At 34.6% G+C, this 20,475-nt stretch carries 15 protein-coding genes; 1 reads left to right on the top strand and 14 read right to left on the bottom strand.

Translation table 11 applies throughout. From position 1 onward, the window contains the following. Positions 1 to 520: 520 nt before the first annotated feature. The 12 genes from queG to J0383_RS07425 form a co-directional block, all read right to left on the bottom strand. Entirely contained in the window at positions 521 to 1,447 is a 927-nt protein-coding gene (gene queG, locus J0383_RS07370) for a tRNA epoxyqueuosine(34) reductase QueG (RefSeq protein ID WP_207297775.1), read from the bottom strand. After that, positions 1,444 to 2,790, bottom strand: coding sequence for a cytochrome P450 (locus tag J0383_RS07375; RefSeq protein WP_207297776.1), 1,347 nt, complete (start codon positions 2,788 to 2,790; stop codon positions 1,444 to 1,446). Before J0383_RS07375 ends, queG begins: the two co-directional genes overlap by 4 nt. A gap of 59 nt (positions 2,791 to 2,849) precedes the next feature. Further along, entirely contained in the window at positions 2,850 to 3,665 is an 816-nt protein-coding gene (locus J0383_RS07380) for a prolyl oligopeptidase family serine peptidase (RefSeq protein WP_207297777.1), read from the bottom strand. Between the two features lie 10 nt (positions 3,666 to 3,675). Continuing rightward, the gene (gene ruvB, locus J0383_RS07385) at positions 3,676 to 4,698 is read right to left on the bottom strand and encodes a Holliday junction branch migration DNA helicase RuvB (RefSeq protein ID WP_207297778.1); all 1,023 of its coding nucleotides are present in this window, start codon (positions 4,696 to 4,698) and stop codon (positions 3,676 to 3,678) included. A 107-nt stretch (positions 4,699 to 4,805) separates the two neighbouring features. Further along, positions 4,806 to 6,608 carry a cytochrome c oxidase subunit I gene (locus J0383_RS07390; RefSeq protein ID WP_207297779.1) on the bottom strand — a complete coding sequence of 601 codons (1,803 nt, stop codon included), beginning with the start codon at positions 6,606 to 6,608 and terminating at the stop codon, positions 4,806 to 4,808. A 30-nt stretch (positions 6,609 to 6,638) separates the two neighbouring features. Then, complete coding sequence (locus tag J0383_RS07395) at positions 6,639 to 7,829, bottom strand: cytochrome c oxidase subunit II (RefSeq protein ID WP_207297780.1); 1,191 nt, start codon at positions 7,827 to 7,829, stop codon at positions 6,639 to 6,641. Positions 7,830 to 7,848: 19 nt separating this feature from the next. Continuing rightward, positions 7,849 to 9,243, bottom strand: a complete 1,395-nt coding sequence (locus tag J0383_RS07400) for a quinol:cytochrome C oxidoreductase (RefSeq protein ID WP_207297781.1) — start codon at positions 9,241 to 9,243, stop codon at positions 7,849 to 7,851. Positions 9,244 to 9,270: 27 nt separating this feature from the next. Next, positions 9,271 to 9,816, bottom strand: coding sequence for a c-type cytochrome (locus J0383_RS07405; RefSeq protein WP_207297782.1), 546 nt, complete (start codon positions 9,814 to 9,816; stop codon positions 9,271 to 9,273). A gap of 8 nt (positions 9,817 to 9,824) precedes the next feature. Next, positions 9,825 to 10,349: a DUF3341 domain-containing protein gene (locus J0383_RS07410; protein ID WP_207297783.1), complete on the bottom strand. Its 525-nt coding sequence runs from the start codon at positions 10,347 to 10,349 to the stop codon at positions 9,825 to 9,827. Continuing rightward, positions 10,342 to 11,742 (bottom strand): NrfD/PsrC family molybdoenzyme membrane anchor subunit, encoded by a 1,401-nt coding sequence (nrfD, locus tag J0383_RS07415; RefSeq protein ID WP_012023712.1) that lies wholly within the window; start codon positions 11,740 to 11,742, stop codon positions 10,342 to 10,344. Before nrfD ends, J0383_RS07410 begins: the two co-directional genes overlap by 8 nt. 34 nt (positions 11,743 to 11,776) lie before the next feature. Next, positions 11,777 to 14,836, bottom strand: a complete 3,060-nt coding sequence (locus tag J0383_RS07420; protein ID WP_207297784.1) for a TAT-variant-translocated molybdopterin oxidoreductase — start codon at positions 14,834 to 14,836, stop codon at positions 11,777 to 11,779. A 31-nt stretch (positions 14,837 to 14,867) separates the two neighbouring features. Further along, positions 14,868 to 16,202: a cytochrome c3 family protein gene (locus tag J0383_RS07425; RefSeq protein WP_207297785.1), complete on the bottom strand. Its 1,335-nt coding sequence runs from the start codon at positions 16,200 to 16,202 to the stop codon at positions 14,868 to 14,870. Positions 16,203 to 16,420: 218 nt separating this feature from the next. Here J0383_RS07425 and J0383_RS07430 point away from each other — a divergent pair, with 218 nt between their 5' ends. After that, positions 16,421 to 16,810 (top strand): SPOR domain-containing protein, encoded by a 390-nt coding sequence (locus J0383_RS07430; protein WP_207297786.1) that lies wholly within the window; start codon positions 16,421 to 16,423, stop codon positions 16,808 to 16,810. A 139-nt stretch (positions 16,811 to 16,949) separates the two neighbouring features. Here J0383_RS07430 and J0383_RS07435 read toward each other — a convergent pair whose 3' ends face one another. Then, complete coding sequence (locus J0383_RS07435) at positions 16,950 to 17,459, bottom strand: DUF4920 domain-containing protein (protein ID WP_207297787.1); 510 nt, start codon at positions 17,457 to 17,459, stop codon at positions 16,950 to 16,952. Between the two features lie 134 nt (positions 17,460 to 17,593). Next, complete coding sequence (gene infB, locus J0383_RS07440) at positions 17,594 to 20,470, bottom strand: translation initiation factor IF-2 (RefSeq protein WP_239023269.1); 2,877 nt, start codon at positions 20,468 to 20,470, stop codon at positions 17,594 to 17,596. Positions 20,471 to 20,475: the final 5 nt, after the last annotated feature.

Consider the following 20,475-nt stretch of genomic DNA (forward strand, 5'->3'; position numbering starts at 1 on the left):
ACAACTTGAGTTTGTGGAACAGAAATTTTATTTGCTAAAAAACATACAAAAGTTTTCAGCATATTGGTGAGATACGAAATAATTAAAAGATTGGGTTTTAGATAATTGAAAAAAGTTTTTTCAAAATCATAAAAAAAGAAATGTATAGTTTGGACCATAGTGTTTATGTAGGTTCAAAGACACTTATTTTTGTCTTAGGTTAGATTCGTAGCTTTTAGGAGCGGCGAAAATATACAAACACCTCAATACTAACCACTTTCTTCGATAAACTACTCGGAAAAACGTTGAAATACACTTTTCATAACAATAAAATAACTTTGAAAAGCAATGAATAGTGCAGATTTGATAACAAAACAGTAGAATTTTCTTAATTTTTTAGAAAAAATTCATTTTATTTAAAAAAATCAAACGAAATAGCAATATTATCCTACAATAAAAACAATGATAAAATCATAAAATATCTGATAATCAACATATTAATAAAAATATATCAAATGCCAAAAAAGTAAGAAAAAGAGAATCACTTTAGAAAAGAAATATTACGGGTAAGACCCTCAAATTTTGTTCTTTTAATAGGAGAATTTTTAAAAACTTTTCGAAAAGTTTCCTCCGTAATTTCTGTCCAATCCTTCTTAGAAAAAGAAAGTAAATCAGGATTTGGATCAAATAAAGGTTCTGAATGCGGCTTAGAAAATCTATTCCATGGACATACGTCCTGACAAGTGTCGCAGCCAAACATCCACTCATCGAATTTACCCTTCATTTCAACTGGAATATTTTCTTTGAGTTCTATAGTATAATAGGAAATGCATTTGCTTCCATCAACAATGTAAGGGGCTAATATGGCCTGAGTAGGACAAGCATCTATACAGGCTGTACACGAACCGCAATGATCGGTTACAGAATGATCATATTCTAAATCTAAATCTAGAATTAATTCGGCAATAAAATAAAACGACCCCACTTTTTGTGTTATCAAATTACTATTTTTTCCAATCCATCCTAAACCACTTTTAGCCGCCCAGGCTTTGTCTAAAACAGGCGCCGAATCTACAAAAGCACGACCTGAAACTTCTCCTATATTTTCCTCAATGGAATGAAGTAATTCTTTTAATTTTTCTTTAATAACAAAATGATAATCCTGGCCGTAGGCATACTTCGATATCTTAAAACTTTCGCTATTTTGAGTTTCAGATGGAAAATAATTTAATAACAAAGAAACCACACTCTTGGCATCATCGACCAACAAAGTCGGATCCAAACGTTTATCAAAATGGTTTTCCATATATGCCATTTGGCCATTATGGTTATTATTCAGCCATTTTTCCAAACGAGGTGCTTCTTCTTCCAAAAAACCAGCTTTAGATATTCCACAAGAAATAAAACCTAGTCTTTTGGCTTCTTCTTTTATAAACTTTGAATATGTCTCTTTCGAATTAATACTCATCTTTTTGAAAATGAAACTTCAATATTAACTGGTTTTAAAGTCACTAAAGGATTAAATTTGACTGTTTCGTTTTTAGTCTTAATCTCATATTTTTTTACAATCTGCGATATTGCCAAACACATTTCATAAATAGCAAAACCTGTCCCAATACACATTCTTGGACCAGCACCAAAAGGATAAAAGTATTGCATTGACTTTTTCTTTTGTTCGCCTAAAAATCTTTCTGGAATGAATTGATCTGGATTATCCCAATATTTAGGATTACGGTGTAATTCATAAAAAGATATTCCAATTAATGTATTCTTTTTGATCTTAAATCCTGCCAAAGAATCATCTTCAACATTTTCTCTATCTGTAATCCAAGCGGGTGGACACAAACGCATTGATTCGTTTAAAACTGCATTTATATAAGTCATTTTCTGAAGCTGTTCAATAACATTATCCGTGTGAGATTCTATCTCTGTGATTTCATCAAAAATCTTTTGTTGGACTTCTGGATATCTTCCTAGAAAATGAAGAGTAAAAGTCAGAGCATTGGCAGTTGTTTCATGACCTGCAATAAATAAAACCTTTATTTCGTCAATTAATTGCTGCATAGACATTCCCTCTCCCGTATCTTCATAACGGGTTTCCATAAGCATATTAAGAAGGTCATTAAATTCTTCATTTGAAGCATTTCTACTTTCAATTATTTCTTGAATAATCTTATTGTTTTCTGCTGCTAGATTTAAATGTTTTCTCACCTGTCCGCTTAATGAAAACCAAAATGCCTTATGCGGAAGTCTGATTTCTTTAACTAAAAACTTCTGAACTTCTTCTATTATGAATTTTATTCTATGTAGTTTTTCTTCCGAAATTGAAAATTCAAATAATGACTTCGCTACGACATTAAACGCAAGCTGGCTCATTGCAGGGAAAACATCGAAAAATTTATCTTCCTCTAAATTATCAATTTCAGTGATAATTGTTTTATTCATATTATCAACCAGCTGATTCATCTTTTGTTTATGAAAAGCAGGCTGAATAAGACGTCTTTGCTTTAACCAAAAATCACCATCACTCGTTAAAAGTCCTTTTCCCAGATATTTTGAAAGATATACGGATTGAAATTTGGACTTGTTGTAATTTCTTTGATTTTTAACTAAAATGTATTGGGCTATCTCATTGTCTCTTGATAAAATTATATATCTGGTTAAACCGATTCTAATAGAAAAAGAATCCCCAAATTTCTCAAAATATCTTTTATGAAAAGGAATTGGATTCCTTCGAACGCCTTCAGCATCTTTAAAGAATCTTAGTATTGAAAGTCTTGTGGGATAACTATAATTTGTATTTTCAGACATTTTGTATAGAATTAAAACAAGACTATAAACAACAGCGTTTGTTTTGCTTATTAATCAATTTACTTATTGTGCTGTGTAATCCATTCTGTAATATCTTTTATATTCTGAATTTCTGTGTCAGGTGTATTCATTCCAACATCATGTCCTTTACCCTCTCTAATAATTAATTTTGTTTCTACACCTTTTCTTTTTAATTCATTATAAAGATTTTGAGATTGACTAACATTAACTATATTATCTGTATCACCATGAATTAACAATGTTGGTATATTTGAAATATTACTAAACGGACTTATCATAGTTAATGCACTATTGTCTCCACTTGAATCTATTCTAGTTCCAGCTAATTTTTCAATAATATCAAGACGGCCATTTTTTTTCATAAACTCTAAAACTTCAGGAGAATCTAACCTTGAGGGTGCACACAAAGCCGTTATAGATTTTATATTCTTGTAAGTGTAACCATATAGTAATGATAAATGAGCACCTGCACTAATTCCAACGATATGATATCCTTTTTTAACATATCCATATTTACTAGAATTTTTAGAAACATAAGTAATAGCGGCATCAATATCTGCTAATAAATCTTTAGCAGAAATCGTATCATTTATATAACGGTAATCAACATTTGCAACAACAAATCCCTTATTCGCAATATCCTGAGCATGCTTTTGAGTATATTCAAGTCCTCCCATTGACCAAGATCCTCCATGAATAAGAATCACCACAGGTACATCTTTCAAACTCCCTTTTGGAACATACAGATCCAAAATTTGTTGAGATGATTTACCATAGGCAAGATGAGGAAAATAATTTGTCTGACTAAACGAACTATAACAAACAAGCCATAAAAATAAAAAGTAACGTTTCATAAAATATTTTTTAGAATAATCCTCCTTGAATATTTGTATTAACTTTTCCTAGATGTTTGTATGCTTTTTCTGTTACTTCACGACCACGTGGTGTACGCATAATAAATCCTTCCTGAATCAAAAAAGGTTCATAAACTTCTTCAATGGTTTCACTGCTTTCTGAAACTGCGGTTGCCAAAGTAGAAAGACCTACAGGTCCGCCTTTAAATTTATTAATAATTGTCAACAGAATTTTGTTGTCCATTTCATCTAATCCGTGTGCATCTACATTTAATGCTTTTAAAGCATATTTTGAGATTTCCAGATCGATTCTTCCATTTCCTTTTATTTGGGCAAAATCACGAACACGTCGCAATAATGCATTTGCAATACGAGGCGTACCTCGGCTTCTTCCTGCAATTTCAATAGCTGCTTCTAAATCAATAGGCATTTTTAATATCGAAGCACTTCTTTCTACAATTGTAGTTAAAAGTTCTGTGGTATAATATTGTAAACGTGAAGAAATTCCAAAACGTGCTCTCATCGGAGCAGTTAACAATCCTGAACGTGTAGTAGCCCCAATAAGTGTAAACGGATTCAAATTAATCTGAACTGTTCTTGCATTAGGTCCTGATTCAATCATAATATCGATTTTGAAGTCTTCCATTGCCGAATATAAATATTCTTCCACAACGGGACTTAATCGGTGAATCTCATCTATAAATAGAACATCTCTCTCATCTAAATTAGTCAATAAGCCAGCCAAGTCACCTGGCTTATCTAATACAGGTCCTGAAGTGATCTTAATCCCAACCTGAAGTTCATTAGCCAATATATTGGCTAAAGTAGTTTTACCTAACCCCGGAGGACCATGAAAAAGAGCATGATCAAGTGCTTCACCACGCTGGTTAGCAGCGGCAACAAAGACTTTCAAATTTTCCAAAACCTGATCTTGCCCAGCGAAGTCATCAAATGAGAGCGGACGTAATCTTTTTTCAAGATCTAATTCTTCTGAGTTATATCCTTTAGTAGTAGGATCTAGATTTTCATTCATCCTGCAAAGATATAGAAAGTAATCAGTTTGTAAAATAGTAAAACTGAACGTTTAAAACTTTAACTAAACAAAAAGGCTGTCATTTCTGACAGCCTTTTAATTTATTTTTAGTGGTGTAAAACTTCTTCACCTTCTTTCATTGGTACATTTTGAGGAACAAAATCTACATCGTGATTAGGGTTACTATAGTCATACGGCCAACGGTATACGTGAGGAATTTCTCCCGGCCAGTTTCCGTGAATATGTTCTACTGGAGTTGTCCACTCTAAAGTTGTAGATTTCCATGGATTCTGAACCGCTTTCTTACCGTAGAAAATACTACTAAAGAAGTTGTATAAGAATACTAATTGGAACGCACCTCCTACAAGAGCAAATGTTGTAATTAAAACATTCACATTTTGTAAATCATCAAATAATGGGAAGTTTGTGTTTGTATAATAACGTCTTGGAAGACCAGCTAATCCAATAAAGTGCATTGGGAAGAATACTCCATAAGCACAAACAGCTGTAACCCAGAAGTGGATATAACCTAAGTTTTTGTTTAACATTCTTCCATACATTTTAGGGAACCAATGGTAAATACCAGCGAACATTCCGTAAAGTGCAGAGATACCCATTACTAAGTGAAAGTGAGCAATTACGAAGTAAGTATCATGAACGTTAATATCTAGAGTACTATCTCCTAAAATGATTCCAGTTAAACCTCCAGTGATGAAAGTAGAAACCATTCCAATAGAGAATAACATTGCAGGGTTAAATTGTAAATTACCTTTCCATAAAGTTGTAATCCAGTTGAAAGCTTTAACAGCTGATGGAATTGCAATCAATAAAGTTGTAAAAGTAAATACAGATCCTAAGAAAGGATTCATACCTGAAATAAACATGTGGTGACCCCAAACAATAGTAGATAAGAATGCAATTGCAAGAACTGACATAATCATCGCTCTGTATCCGAAAATTGGTTTACGGGCATTCGTAGCCATAATTTCAGAAACAAGTCCCATTGCAGGCAAGATTACGATATAAACTTCAGGGTGTCCTAAGAACCAAAATAAGTGCTCAAACAATACAGGAGATCCACCTTGGTAGTGTAAAACTTCACCAGCAATATAAATATCAGATAAGAAGAATGAAGTACCAAAACTTCTATCAAAGATCAATAATAATGCTGCAGATAATAATACCGGGAACGAAATAACACCAATAATAGCTGTTACAAAGAATGTCCAGATAGTAAGAGGAAGTCTAGTCATAGACATCCCTTTTGTTCTTAAGTTAATTACAGTAACAATGTAATTTAAAGATCCCATCAAAGAAGATGCAATGAAAATAGCCATTGAAACTAACCATAAAGTCATACCAGTTCCAGAACCAGGAATAGCCTGTGGTAATGCACTTAATGGAGGATAAATTGTCCAACCTGCAGAAGCTGGTCCAGCTTCAACAAATAATGAACATAACATTACTACAGCTGATAAGAAAAACAACCAGTATGAAATCATATTCATAAATCCGGAAGCCATATCTCGTGCACCAATTTGAAGCGGAATAAGTAAGTTACTAAAAGTTCCACTCAAACCAGCCGTTAGTACAAAGAATACCATGATGGTACCGTGAATTGTAACTAAAGCTAGATAAATATCATTAGCCATAACCCCGTCTGGTGCAAATTTATCTCCTAATAAAACATTGAATATTTTGAAAGATTCTTCTGGCCAGGCTAATTGCATTCTGAAAAGCAAGGACATTGCAATCCCAATTACTCCCATAACAATACCAGTAATTAAGTATTGTTTAGCAATCATTTTGTGATCAATACTAAAAATATATTTAGTAATGAACGTGTCTTTATGATGATGTTCGTGCTCGTGATCGTGTCCGTGATCGTGACCGTGCGCTTCTGCTGACATATATGTGTACTTTAAATTTTCTTAATAATATTATTTCATCGCAACTTTAGCTACAGCTGCTTTAACAGTATCAACTACCGCTTTTACGGTATCTTTTACTTTTGCAGTAGTATCTGTAGTTGGAGCAGCTCCTTCAGCTGGTTTTTCAGCCGCTTTTGCTGCAGCAATATCTTGAGCTAAAGTAGTTTTCTCACTTAACCATTTTTTATAATCTTCTGGAGTATCAACCACTACTTTCATTTGCATGTTGTAGTGAGAAGCTCCACAAATTTTATTACATAACAATAAGTAATCAAATGTATAAGGATCTAAAGCTGTACCTCCTTTTGCAACTAGCTCAACGCTTTTTTCAGCTCTAAGTTTGTTGATGTGAGCAACTTTTTCTTTCATAAAATCCAACTCTCTGTATTCAGCAGTCGTATAAGTAGGAATAAATGCAAACTCAGTAACCATTCCAGGAACACAGTTCATCTGCGCTCTAAAATGAGGCATGTAAGCTGAGTGCAAAACGTCTTGAGAACGCATTTTAAAGTGTACTTTTTTACCTTTAGGGATATGTAATTCAGAAACTACGATATCATCTTGAGAATTAGGATCTGACATATCAACACCTAAAGTGTTAACTCCTTCGATTAATCTTACATTCGCTTTTCCTAAAGTATTATCAGCACCAGCATATCTTGCAGTCCATTTAAACTGTTGAGCATATAATTCGATTTCAATTACATCTTCGTCTTTGTCAACAAACATAATGTTGTTCCAAGCGTATAATCCGTAAAGAATTAAACAAGCCAAAACCACAGATGGAATGATACTCCAAATTGCTTCTAGTTTATTACTGTCTGCAAAAAACAATGCTTTTCTGTCTTTGTGTCCTCTATTTTTAAAAGAAAACCAATATAATAAACCTTGAGTAATAACTTGAACTGTAAAAATTAAAACCCAAGTAATATTCATTAAACTATCTACTAAAGTACCGTGCTCAGAAGCAGGAGTATGAAGTGCCAAATTACCCCATTTTAGCAAACCATAAATCGTAAATATATAAATGAAAGCTAAAAAGCCAAACAAAATATATCCTTGAATGTTATTATCATTATCTGATGCAACTTGAGAATCGTCCGAAGAAGCACCTACTTGAGTAAGATCAAATATCTTCGTCAATTGCCATAATGCAACTGCTAATAAAACTAAAACTATAATTACCAACAAACTTGTCATCTGTTTACTTCTTTAAATATTAATAATGAAAATGTTTACTTTCTTCAATGAAAGGGTTTCTTTTTGCAAGCAGAGGAGATTTAGTCAATGCAGTAAATACAACAAAAATAAATAAACCTAAGAAGAAAAGAATAGATGCAATTTCAGGAACTCCGATAAACCATTTGTCTCCAACTGTACCAGGCATAATCATATTAAAGAAATCAACATAATGACCTAATAATATTACAATACCAGCCATAACTACAACCCAGTTAAGACGTTTGAAATCTGTATTGATTAATATTAATAATGGGAAAACAAAGTTCATAACAACCGCTCCAAAGAAAGGAAGGTTATATAATTGAATTCTTGTTACAAAATAAGTTACCTCTTCAGGAATGTTTGCGTACCAAATCAACATGAACTGAGAGAACCATAAGTAAGTCCAGAAAACGCTGATACCAAACATGAATTTAGCTAAATCATGAATATGGCTTGTATTTACGTACTCTAAATATCCTTTAGATTTTAGGTAAATTGTTACCAATGCAATTGTTGTAATACCACTTACAAAGAAAGAAGCAAATACATACCATGCAAATAAAGTACTGAACCAGTGTGGATCAAATGACATAATCCAATCCCAAGCCATAATAGACTCAGAAACAATAAAGAATACTAAGAATCCAGCAGATGCTTTAAAATTCTTTTTGTAGTAAAGATCATCATTTGTTTCATCTTGTGCTAAACAGTTTTTTCTTGAAAAGTGACGGTAAATGTTCCATCCTAATAAAAAGATAAAAGCTCTTACAATCCAGAAAGGGAAGTTCAAATAACCCGATTTACCAGCAATAATAGCGTCATAGTTTGCGCTCTTTGGATCAGTTACTCCTTCACCCAACCAAACAAAAATATGATTAAAGTGTAGTCCACATAAAACTAAGATTATAAAGAAAATAACAGAACCCGCAGGTAAATAAGCTGTTATACCTTGCATAACTCTGAATAAAACTGGAGACCATCCAGCTTGAGCCACTTGTTGAATAGCGTAAAATGCTAAAACTCCCATAGAAAGCAATAAGAAGAAAATACAAGCCACATATACAGCTGACCATGGTTTGTTTTGCAATTGGTGCAATACATGAGTCAAATGTTCAGTATGTTCATCAGCAGCATTAACTTTTGCGTGCTCGCCTCCTTTGTGCTCTTCATGTGAAGCTTCTGCAGCTTCATGATGTCCAGCTTCTTTGTGAGAAGCTTCTGCAGCTTCTCCATGTGCAGCACCATGAGAACCATGAGCATCTGCAGCTAGTAATTTTTCAACTTCTTGAATATCTTTAGGTGCACTTAAAAAACCATACCCAATTCCTAATAGGCCAAGAACCATTAGGATGATAGAAAAAGTTTTTAATTTACTTGAAAATGTATACATATCTATTACGATCAGTTTGTTCAACAATTATAATTGGCTTTTTAGTTTCAGAACATAGTCAGCAACTAACCAACGTTCGTGAGCACTTAATTGATTTGCATGTGAACCCATTGCGTTTAAACCATAAGTCTCAACATGAAAGATACTTCCTTCAGTGATTTCTCTGTCTTTATAGCTAGGTACTCCAAGAAATTTTTCTCTTTCAACCAATTTACCTTTACCGTTACCAGCAGCACCATGGCAGCTGATACAGTAAATTTCGAAAAGCTCTTTACCTTTTCCTGAATTTCTTTCTTCTTCAGTCAAAGGTGATTTCAAATTAGCTTTTGCTAATTCGTAACCAGCAGTTGAATTTTCATATTCATAAGGTTCAAAACCTCTATTGATAGTTCCTGCAACAGGAAGCTGTCCTTCTTTTCCTCCTTTAAATACTTTTGCTTCTGTATACGGCTCGTAAGCAACAGACTCATACATATTTGGGAAATACTGATAGTTTGGTGCCGAATTATTGTGGCATGATGAAACTAAAATAGTTATACCAACTAAAAGTGTTATTTTATATATCCTTTTCATAGCTACAATTAATTCTTTTCAATTACTTTAACTTCAACAGCTCCAGTGCCTTCGAAAAAAGAAACAAGTTCTGCTTCGTTATCGTTTACAGCAACTTCCATTAAGAAGTGGTCATCTGTTGTTCTAACATCAGGATTCTCAGCTTGTTTAAACGGCCATAATCTACTTCTCATATAAAAAGTAATTACCATTAAGTGAGCTGCAAAGAATACAGTCATCTCAAACATAATTGGCACAAAAGAAGGCATGTTTTGGATGAAACTAAAACTTGGTTTACCTCCAATATCTTGTGGCCAGTCATGAATCATGATGTAACCCATCATAGTCGTTGCAACAGAAATACCAACACATCCATATAAAAAAGCACATATTGCTAATCTTGTTGGTGCTAGTCCCATAGCTTTATCCAATCCGTGAACCGGAAAAGGAGTAAAAACCTCTTCAATATGATGATGAGCAGCTCTGGTTTTTTTTACTGCATCCATCAAAACGTCATCGTCATTATAAATGGCGTATATAACTTTATTACTCATGATGTGAATCTTTATTTGCTCTTTCTCTAATGTAATTATCTCCTGTTCCTTTCAAAATTGTTTTTACCTCTGCCTGAGCAATTACAGGGAATGTTCTAGAGTATAATAAAAACAATACAAAGAAGAAACCAATTGTTCCAATGAAAATTCCAATATCAACAAATGTTGGTGAGAACATTGTCCAAGAAGATGGAAGGTAATCTCTATGTAAAGAAGTAACAATAATTACAAATCTTTCAAACCACATCCCGATGTTTACCACAATCGAAATAATGAATGAGAACATGATACTTGTTCTTAATTTTTTGAACCACATGAACTGAGGAGAGAACACGTTACATGTCATCATTGACCAATATGCCCACCAGTAAGGTCCAGTAGCTCTGTTTAAGAATGCATATTGCTCATATTCTACACCTGAATACCAAGCTACGAATAACTCAGTGATGTAAGCTACACCTACAATAGATCCAGTAATCATGATAATAATATTCATTAACTCGATATGCTGTAATGTAATGTATGCTTCAAGGTTAGAAACTTTTCTCATAACGATCAACAATGTATTTACCATCGCAAATCCAGAGAAAACCGCTCCAGCAACGAAATATGGAGGGAAAATTGTTGTATGCCATCCAGGAATTACAGAAGTAGCAAAGTCCATAGATACAATTGTGTGTACAGAAAGTACAAGTGGAGTAGCTAAACCAGCTAATACTAAAGATACTTCTTCAAAACGCTGCCAGTCTTTAGCTCTTCCACTCCATCCAAAACTTAAGATTGAATAAACTCTTTTGTTAAATGGAGTAATAGCTCTATCACGAAGCATAGCAAAATCAGGTAATAAACCAGTCCACCAGAATACTAATGATACTGAAAGGTAAGTTGAAATCGCGAATACGTCCCAAAGCAATGGTGAGTTAAAGTTTACCCATAAAGATCCAAATTGATTTGGAATAGGTAAAACCCAGTATGCTAACCATGGACGACCCATGTGAATAATTGGAAATAAACCTGCCTGAACTACTGAGAAAATGGTCATTGCTTCCGCAGAACGGTTAATAGCCATTCTCCAACGCTGACGGAAAAGTAAAAGTACTGCAGAAATCAAAGTTCCCGCGTGACCAATACCAACCCACCAAACGAAGTTAGTAATATCCCAAGCCCAACCAACTGTTTTGTTTAATCCCCATGTTCCGATACCGGTAGATACGGTGTAAATTATACAACCTAACCCCCAAAGGAAGGCTACTAATGCGATTGTAAATACAATCCACCATTGTTTATTTGCAGGTCCTTCAACAGGTGCTGCCACATCTACAGTTACATCGTGATATGATTTATCACCTATAACTAAAGGTTTTCTAATGGGTGCTTCGTAATGAGACGACATAATCCTTTATATTGTTTCTTAATTAATAATTTTACTAAGTGTTTCTAACTTTTACGTGATAGAAAACATTTGGTTTTGTACCAACATGCTCTAATAAATGATACATTCTTTCGCTTTCTGCTAATTTAGCAACTTCGCTTTCTTTATCATTTACATCTCCGAATACCATAGCACCAGAAGAACAAGCTGCAGAACAAGCACAAGCATTGTTGAACTCATCTTTACCTACAACTCTTCCTTGACGTTTCGCTTCAAGGATAACTGCTTGTGTACTTTGGATACAGAATGAACATTTTTCCATAACTCCACGAGAACGAACGTTTACGTCTGGGTTTAATACCATACGACCTAAATCATCATTCATGTGATAATCGAATTCACTGTTTTTGTTGTATAAGAACCAGTTGAAACGACGTACTTTATATGGACAGTTGTTAGCGCAGTAACGAGTACCAACGCATCTGTTATATGCCATGTGGTTTTGACCTTGACGACCGTGAGAAGTTGCAGCAACTGGACAAACTGTTTCACAAGGTGCGTGGTTACAGTGTTGACACATTACTGGCTGGAATGCTACTTGTGGATTATCTCCAGGTTTTTCCATTTCATTAAATGTAGATAATGAACTAGATAACCCAGCAATTCCTTCTTTTCTTTCGTTATCACCTTCAAAAGTACTTTCAGAAGAGTAGTATCTATCGATACGTAACCAGTGCATATCACGGCTTCTTCTAACCTCTGCTTTACCTACAACAGGAACGTTGTTTTCAGCGTGGCAAGCAATAACGCAAGCTCCACATCCTGTACAAGCATTTAAGTCAATTGATAAGTTGAAGTGGTGACCTGTAGAACGATCAAATGATTCCCATAAGTCAACAGTTGTAGCTTCAACCTCTTGGTGGTCTAAAGATACCATTGGTTGTTCATTCCAATGTTTAGCATCTTTAGTGTTGAAAATTTCAAGAGTAGTTTCTTTAATAATATCTCCTCTACCCATCAACGTTTTTTGTCCTTGAACACAAGCAAACTCGTGTTCTCCATTTGCTTGAGCAATGGTAACAGACTGAACATTGTTGAAATTTTTATATAAAGCGTAAGCATTAATACCTACTTGCATTTCTTCTTTTAAGCCCTCTTTACGACCATAACCAACAGCCAAACCAATTGTACCAACAGCTTGCCCAGGCTGAACAATTACTGGTACATTCTCTAATTTAAGACCATCAGCAGTAGTAATAGTAGCATAACTTCCGTTTAAACCACCATTTGCTACAATTTCATTTGATAAATTGTATTTTTTTGCATCAGCGTTTGAAACAGTCACATAGTTATCCCAAGAAACTCTTGTAATTGGATCTGGAAACTCTTGTAACCATGGGTTGTTTGCATGTTGTCCATCTCCCATACCTGTTTTAGTATACAATACTAATTCAAGTCCCGAATCAGCTTTTGATTTTGAAAGAGCAGACGCCGCTCCTGCGAAATCATAAGAACCTCCAGATAACGCACCAGTTTCAGCAACTAAAAGACCATCATGTAACACTTTATTCCAAGAAGAACCAGCAATAAATCCGGCAGAATTAGCTTTTACATAATCATAAAAAGTTCCTGGAGTTCCGTTTAGAGATAATAAAACATCTTGAAATTGTTTCGTATCAAATATTGGACGGATAGTTGGCTGTGTTAAGCTATAAGTTCCTTTAGTAAGAACTAAATCTCCCCAAGATTCTAAGTAATGAGGGGCTGGCGCAGCAACTTTAGAAATAGAAGCTGTTTCATCTTCTTTCAATGAAAAAGCAACTGATGTATCAACTTTTTTCAATCCAGAAACAAATGCAGCTGAATCTGCTAAAGTATAAACAGGGTTAACACCACTCATAATTAAGGTATGAACAGTTCCTGCATTCATATCTTTTATCAACTGAGCAACAGCAGCATTAGAACCTTTTCTAATTTGTCTTGTTCCAACAGTAGTGAAAGCCTCACTAGCTAAAATTTGGTTAATAGCCAAAACTAGCAGCTGAGCATTTTTATCTTCAATTCCAGAAACCAATACTCCTTTTGATCCTGCAGCTTTTAATTGTTGAGCCGCTTTCACAACTTCAGCTTTGAATTTTTCATCCAAAGAAACTGGAACAGAAGATCCTGCAATAATATTATAAATTTGAACTAAAGCTTGTTTTTGATTAGCTATAGTCATAGGAACACGCTTGTCAGCTGCTGCTCCTGATAATGTCATATTTGATTCAAACTGGAAGTGACGAGACATTTTTCCATTTTGTGGAATACGTCCTTTCACATATCCTGTATCATATCCACCACCTTGCCAATCTCCTAAGAAATCAGCACCAACAGATACAATTAAAGAGGCTTTAGAAAAATCGTAATCAACTAAAGCTCTTTCTCCAAATACTGTTTCAAAAGCATCTAAAGCCTCTGAAGAAGAAACAGCGTCATAAACAACGTGTTTTGCATTTGGATTTTTAGCAATAAATTCACCTATCAACTTTTCAGTAGAAGGACTTGCTAATGTATTAGTTAACAATACCACTTGTCCACCTTTTGCTTTCGCTCCAGCTAAACCAGATTTAATTTTCAACTCAACAGCAGACCAATTAGATTTTTTATGATCTATTTTTGGCTCTTTTAAACGCATGCTATCGTATAATCCTAAGATAGACGCATGAATTCTAGCATTCGCTGAAAACTTAGCTCCAGGGATAGTATTGTTCTCAATTTTAATTGGACGACCCTCACGAGTTTTCACCAATAAGTTTGCAAAATCAAAACCATCAAAAACAGTAGTTGCATAGTAATCCGCAACACCAGGAATGATCTGCTCTGGTTGTAAAACATAAGGGATAGACTTGTGCACAGGACCTTCGCAAGCAGCAAGTGTAACAGCTGCAGTACTAAACCCTACGTACTTTAAAAAGTCACGACGTGAAGTTCCTGATGAAGCTAATGCTTCAGCATTTCCTAAGAATTCTTCTGTAGGAATCTCTTCAACAAATTCGTTATTTCTAAGCGCCTCAACAATAGAACTATTTTCTAGTTCTTCAACACTTTTCCAGTATTTTTTGTTTGATGACATTGTATATAATATTAAAATCTTAATAATTCGATTAATAGTGGCATTTACCGCATTCTAAACCTCCCATTTGCGCTGCAGTTAATTTTTCTACACCGTATTTTTTAGAAAGTTCAGCATGAATCTTCTCGTAATATGCATTTCCTTCCATCTTAACATCAGTCTTTCTGTGGCAATCCACACACCATCCCATTGTTAATTTAGAATATTGTTTCATGATTTCAAACTCTTGAACAGGACCGTGACAAGTCTGGCACTCAACTCCTGCAACAGAAACGTGTTGAGAGTGATTGAAATAAACGAAATCAGGAAGATTATGAATACGAACCCATTTTACAGGTTTTTGCTTTCCAGTATATGCTTGTTTCGTTTTATCCCATCCAACTGCATCATACAATTTTTGGATTTGAGCATCGTAGAACGCTTTACTGTATTCTGCTGTAGCAGTAGTTTCAGCAACTTCAGAAATATTTTTATGACAGTTCATACAAACATTTAAAGAAGGAATACCAGCAGTTTTACTTACACGCGCAGCAGAGTGACAATATTTACAATTGATTTCATTATCTCCAGCGTGAATTTTGTGTGAGTAGTGAATTGGCTGAATTGGCTCATAGTTTTGATCTACACCAACCTGCATTAAGTATCCATACACAAAATAACCACTAGCCAAAAGTAAAAATATAGCAGTAACCAATACTAAGAACTGATTTCTTGCAAAAGCTTTCCAAATTGGAGTTCTACCTTCTTTTGGAGCAACTACAATTCCGTTATTTGCAGCAACTTTAGTCAATACTTTGTTCACCATGAACAACATAACAACCAAAATAGCCATTACAACAGCAAGAGCGCCTAAAATAACATTATTTGAGATTCCACCACCGTCAACTTGAGTACCCGGAGGCGTTGCAGCAGTACCAGGAGCTGGCGTTGGATCCTTTTTCTCTTCAGAAGTATAAGCAATGATATTATCAATATCACCTTCAGATAATTGAGGAAAAGAAGTCATTACTGCCTTATTATTTTCCTCGAAAAGTTTAACAGCAACTGGATCGCCTGATTTAATCATATCAGAGCTATTGTGCACCCACTTGTAAATCCAAGCCATATCATGCTTAGAAGCAACTCCTCTTAAAGCTGGACCTGTTGATTTAGCATCTAATTTGTGACATGCAGCGCAATTTGCATTAAAAAGTTCTTTCCCTTTTACCGGATCACCACCAGATGTCGCAGCCGGAGCAGCAGCTTCAGGTGCCGCAGGAGCTGCAGCAGGATCTTGAGCAAATGAAGTTAGGGAGAAAATTAACGTTAGCGACAAACTAAGTAATAATTTTCTTGAGATCGAATTATGGTTACCCACCTTTTTCATATAGTATAATAATTATCTACTAATTTTTGGTATGATTTTTTCTGTATTAAACCAGACAAAATACACACCCTCTTTTAAAACTTGCACAAAAATACGACTTATGAACTATTCTCAAAACCTTAAAATAGTCTTAAATATCAATTTATATCAATTCTAAATAATATTAAAATTTCGCACACAAACTTTAAATAGTATTTTTGCATAAAAACCATCACATTATGAGAATTTTAAGCCATACAAAAAACGTTTTCTTAACATTAACATTGACTGCATTAACACATAATATTCATGCTCAAGATCAAAATTTAACACTAAATCAAGACCCTAAATTTGAGCAGTTATTGAATGATAAACGTAAATTTAACACAGCAATAAGTACAAACGATTCTTATAGAATTCAAATTTTCAGCGGAAAGAGCGATGAAGCAAAAAAGACTTTAAGTGACTTCAAAAGAGAATATGCCAACATCGACGGAACTATCATCTTTAACACTCCAAATTACAAAGTTATTGTCGGTAATTTCAAATCGAGAATTGAAGCAGAACGCAATTTAATTGACATTAGAAAAAAATACAGAAATGTTTTCCTTCTTAAACCGGGAAAATAATAAACATTAAAAACACATATAAGAAGCGACACAAAACCCTCGCTTTTTTATAACTTCAAGATAATTTGCATTATCATCCTATTACAAAAAAAAGCTCCATCTTCATGGAGCTTTTTTCTTTTTCAACACAATAAAAAAGTTAATTTGTTACTTTAATACCAGTAGCCATAAATCGAATTTCTTCTTTTGGTTTGGTAATCGCATCTATTTCTGATTTTGTTTTTTTAGCATCTTTCGCATAATGCTTTAATTCTTCTACAGATGTTATTTTTCGCTCTGCCTTCCCTTCCAAAACAACATTTTTTCCTTTTAATGCAGTGGGCACAAAAAAAGCATAATCTTTCATCTTTACAAAAAACGAAGAGTTATCATCCGATTTTACTGTAATCCAGCAACCTCTTTTTTCACATACATCTGTCACCTCGCCTTTTACGGCAACGCTTTCTATTTTTGATGATTTTTTTAACGCATCTTCTAATTGGTTTACAGAAACAGCCCTGTCGATTGCATCATCAGAAACATCTTGTCCATAAAAATCTCCAATGACTGCATTACCTGCTGGCGGCGCTGGTTTCTCTACATCTTCTTGAGAAAATAGAAAACAAGAAGAACATGTAAACAGAACCGTCAATAATACTCTTAATTTCATATCTAAATAGTTTTATTAAAAAATAGCAAATTACAACAACCAAAAATACGTATTTAATTACAAAATAAACTTACAATACGTTCATAAAAAAAGCCCCAATTTTCATTGGAGCTTTTAAATATATTAACTGAATCTTATTTCAATTTCTTTTTAATTGCTACTTCATGGTATGCTTCAATAGCATCATTGATTTCGATATCATTAAATCCTTTTATCTGAATACCACAGTCATAACCTTTAGTAACTTCTTTAACATCGTCTTTGAAACGTTTTAAAGCAACTAGTTCACCAGTATGAACTACTACACCATCTCTAATAACTCTAATCTTAGAAGCTCTTAGAATCTTACCATCAGTCACCATACATCCTGCAATCGAACCAACTTTAGAAATCTTGAATATTTCACGGATTTCTGCTGTTCCCAGAATTTCTTCTTTCATTTCAGGAGCAAGCATTCCTTCCATCGCATCTTTCAAGTCATCAATAGCTGCATAGATAATAGAGTAGTAACGGATATCGATTTCTTCTTTCTCAGCAAGCTGTCTTGCATTTCCTGCAGGACGAACGTTAAATCCGATAATAATCGCATCTGATGCAGAAGCTAAGTTAACGTCAGTTTCTGTAATCGCACCAACTCCTTTGTGAATAATATTAATTTGAACTTCTTCTGTAGAAAGTTTAGAGAATGAGTCAGACAATGCTTCAACAGAACCATCCACGTCTCCTTTAAGGATTACGTTTAATTCTTTAAACTGACCAAGAGCGATACGACGTCCAATTTCATCAAGCGTAATATGTCTTTGTGTACGTACTGATTGTTCACGCATCAATTGAGAACGTTTTGATGCAATTTGTTTTGCTTCTTTTTCGTCTTCAAATACATTAAACTTATCACCCGCTGTTGGAGCTCCATCTAAACCTAAAACAGATACCGGAGTTGAAGGACCAGCCGTTAAAACTGTATGTCCTCTTTCATCATGCATTGCTTTCACTTTTCCATGATGTTTTCCTGCCAACATATAATCTCCAATTTTCAAAGTACCTTGCTGTACTAAAATTGTAGATACATATCCTTTTCCTTTATCTAAATAAGCCTCAACTACTGTTCCCTGAGCCGCTTTGTTTGGATTTGATTTTAAGTCTAAGATTTCAGCTTCTAATAAAACTTTCTCCAATAATTCCTTCACACCTGTTCCAACTTTCGCAGAAATATCATGTGATTGAATTTTTCCACCCCAATCTTCAACAAGTAAATTCATACCGGCCAAACGCTCTTTAATTTTATCAACATTTGCATTTGGTTTATCAATTTTATTGATTGCAAATATAATTGGCACTCCCGCAGCCTGTGCGTGAGAAATTGCCTCTTTTGTTTGTGGCATGATATCATCATCCGCCGCCACTACAATAATTGCAATATCTGTAACTTGAGCTCCACGTGCACGCATTGCGGTAAACGCCTCGTGACCCGGAGTATCTAAGAATGCTATTTTTTGTCCGTTATCTAAAGTAACTCCATACGCTCCAATGTGCTGTGTAATACCTCCAGACTCACCAGCGATAACATTTTCTTTACGGATATAATCCAGTAAAGATGTTTTACCGTGGTCAACGTGACCCATTACCGTAACAATTGGCGCTCTTGTTACTAAATCTTCTTCTTTATCTTCAACAACTTCAATTGCTTCTTCAATGTCAACTGTAATGAATTCTACATCATAACCAAATTCATCAGCAACGATTGTTAAAGTCTCAGCATCTAAACGTTGGTTCATAGTTACCATGATTCCAAGAGACATACACGTTCCAATTACTTTAGTAATCGGCACGTCCATCATAATTGCAATTTCACCAACAGTAACGAATTCTGTAACTTTAATAGTTTTACTTCCTTCATCAAGTGCTCTTTGCTCGTCGTCTGATTTTTGACGGTGAGTTTCTCTTTTATCTCTTCTGTATTTAGCCGCTTTTGATTTACCGCCTTTTCCTTGAAGCTTTTCAAGAGTTTCTCTAATTTGGTTTTTTACTTCTTCTTCGGTAGGTTCAACTTTAGCCACAATTGCTGGACGGTTTCCTTTTACAAAACCTGGTCTTGCACTTCTGTTAGCATTAAAACCACCTCCGTTATTTGAACCTGTTTTATTTTGTCCTTGCTGAGCTCCTTGCCCTTGAGGATTATTATTATTTCCTACAGCAGGTTTTTGAGCTCCCGGTGTACCCGGTTTAGGAGCAATTCTTTTACGCTTATTTTTATTAGCGTTATTTCCTGCTCCAGGAACTCCAGGTTTATTATTTTGAGCTGCTTTTGGATCTTCTTTCTTTTTCTTAGGCTTATTAAATTGAGACAAGTCAATTGTCTGCCCAGTAAGAGTTGTCCCTGAAAGCTTTTGATATTGCGTAGTAATAGTATCTTCTGAAGTTGCAGGATCTGTTGACACAATAGGTTCAGCAGTTTTAGCTTCAGGTTTTACTTCTTTTTTCTCAGTAATAATAGGTTTTTCTACCTTTTTCTCCTCAGAAACTACAGGAGCAACAGACTCTGGCTGTACATTTTCTTTTTGAGCAGGTTTTTCTGGCTGAGAAGGAGCAACAGTTTTAGGCTCTTCGGTTTTAACTTCTTCTGAAGGAGAAACGGCAGGTTTCTTTGGATTCAAATCAATTTTACCAACCTGAACAGGCCCAGTAACAACAGCTCTCGCTTTAATGATTTCTTGTTGTTTCTGACGCTCCTCTTCTTGTCTGCGTTTATCCTCTAATTCTTTCTCACGCTCAACACGTAAAGCTTCTTTTTCTTTTCTTTTTTCTTCTCCTACTTCTTTAGAAGCTTCCTTATTCCCCTTATCGCCCGCAAATTGGCTTTGTAGAATATTAAATTCTCCCTCAGAAATTTTGGCATTTGGATTTGCATCAATAGCAATTCCTTTATCTTTTAGATAATCTACCGCTCTTTCTAACGAAATATTTAATTCCCTTAAAACCTTGTTTATTCTTATTACTCTCTCTTCAGACATATAAC

Origin of the sequence: Flavobacterium endoglycinae, from assembly GCF_017352115.1 — a bacterium.
GTDB classification, from domain to species: domain Bacteria; phylum Bacteroidota; class Bacteroidia; order Flavobacteriales; family Flavobacteriaceae; genus Flavobacterium; species Flavobacterium endoglycinae.

What these genes read in the sequence shown, in the direction of transcription:
- J0383_RS07390 (WP_207297779.1), bottom strand. Translation starts at nt 6,608, where the DNA reads ATGTCAGCAGAAGCGCACGGTCACGATCACGGACACGATCACGAGCAC.
- J0383_RS07430 (WP_207297786.1), top strand. Translation starts at nt 16,421, where the DNA reads ATGAGAATTTTAAGCCATACAAAAAACGTTTTCTTAACATTAACATTG.
- infB (WP_239023269.1), bottom strand. Translation starts at nt 20,470, where the DNA reads ATGTCTGAAGAGAGAGTAATAAGAATAAACAAGGTTTTAAGGGAATTA.
- ruvB (WP_207297778.1), bottom strand. Translation starts at nt 4,698, where the DNA reads ATGAATGAAAATCTAGATCCTACTACTAAAGGATATAACTCAGAAGAA.
- J0383_RS07375 (WP_207297776.1), bottom strand. Translation starts at nt 2,790, where the DNA reads ATGTCTGAAAATACAAATTATAGTTATCCCACAAGACTTTCAATACTA.
- J0383_RS07395 (WP_207297780.1), bottom strand. Translation starts at nt 7,829, where the DNA reads ATGACAAGTTTGTTGGTAATTATAGTTTTAGTTTTATTAGCAGTTGCA.
- queG (WP_207297775.1), bottom strand. Translation starts at nt 1,447, where the DNA reads ATGAGTATTAATTCGAAAGAGACATATTCAAAGTTTATAAAAGAAGAA.
- J0383_RS07435 (WP_207297787.1), bottom strand. Translation starts at nt 17,459, where the DNA reads ATGAAATTAAGAGTATTATTGACGGTTCTGTTTACATGTTCTTCTTGT.
- J0383_RS07425 (WP_207297785.1), bottom strand. Translation starts at nt 16,202, where the DNA reads ATGAAAAAGGTGGGTAACCATAATTCGATCTCAAGAAAATTATTACTT.
- J0383_RS07380 (WP_207297777.1), bottom strand. Translation starts at nt 3,665, where the DNA reads ATGAAACGTTACTTTTTATTTTTATGGCTTGTTTGTTATAGTTCGTTT.
- nrfD (WP_012023712.1), bottom strand. Translation starts at nt 11,742, where the DNA reads ATGTCGTCTCATTACGAAGCACCCATTAGAAAACCTTTAGTTATAGGT.
- J0383_RS07405 (WP_207297782.1), bottom strand. Translation starts at nt 9,816, where the DNA reads ATGAAAAGGATATATAAAATAACACTTTTAGTTGGTATAACTATTTTA.
- J0383_RS07410 (WP_207297783.1), bottom strand. Translation starts at nt 10,349, where the DNA reads ATGAGTAATAAAGTTATATACGCCATTTATAATGACGATGACGTTTTG.
- J0383_RS07420 (WP_207297784.1), bottom strand. Translation starts at nt 14,836, where the DNA reads ATGTCATCAAACAAAAAATACTGGAAAAGTGTTGAAGAACTAGAAAAT.
- J0383_RS07400 (WP_207297781.1), bottom strand. Translation starts at nt 9,243, where the DNA reads ATGTATACATTTTCAAGTAAATTAAAAACTTTTTCTATCATCCTAATG.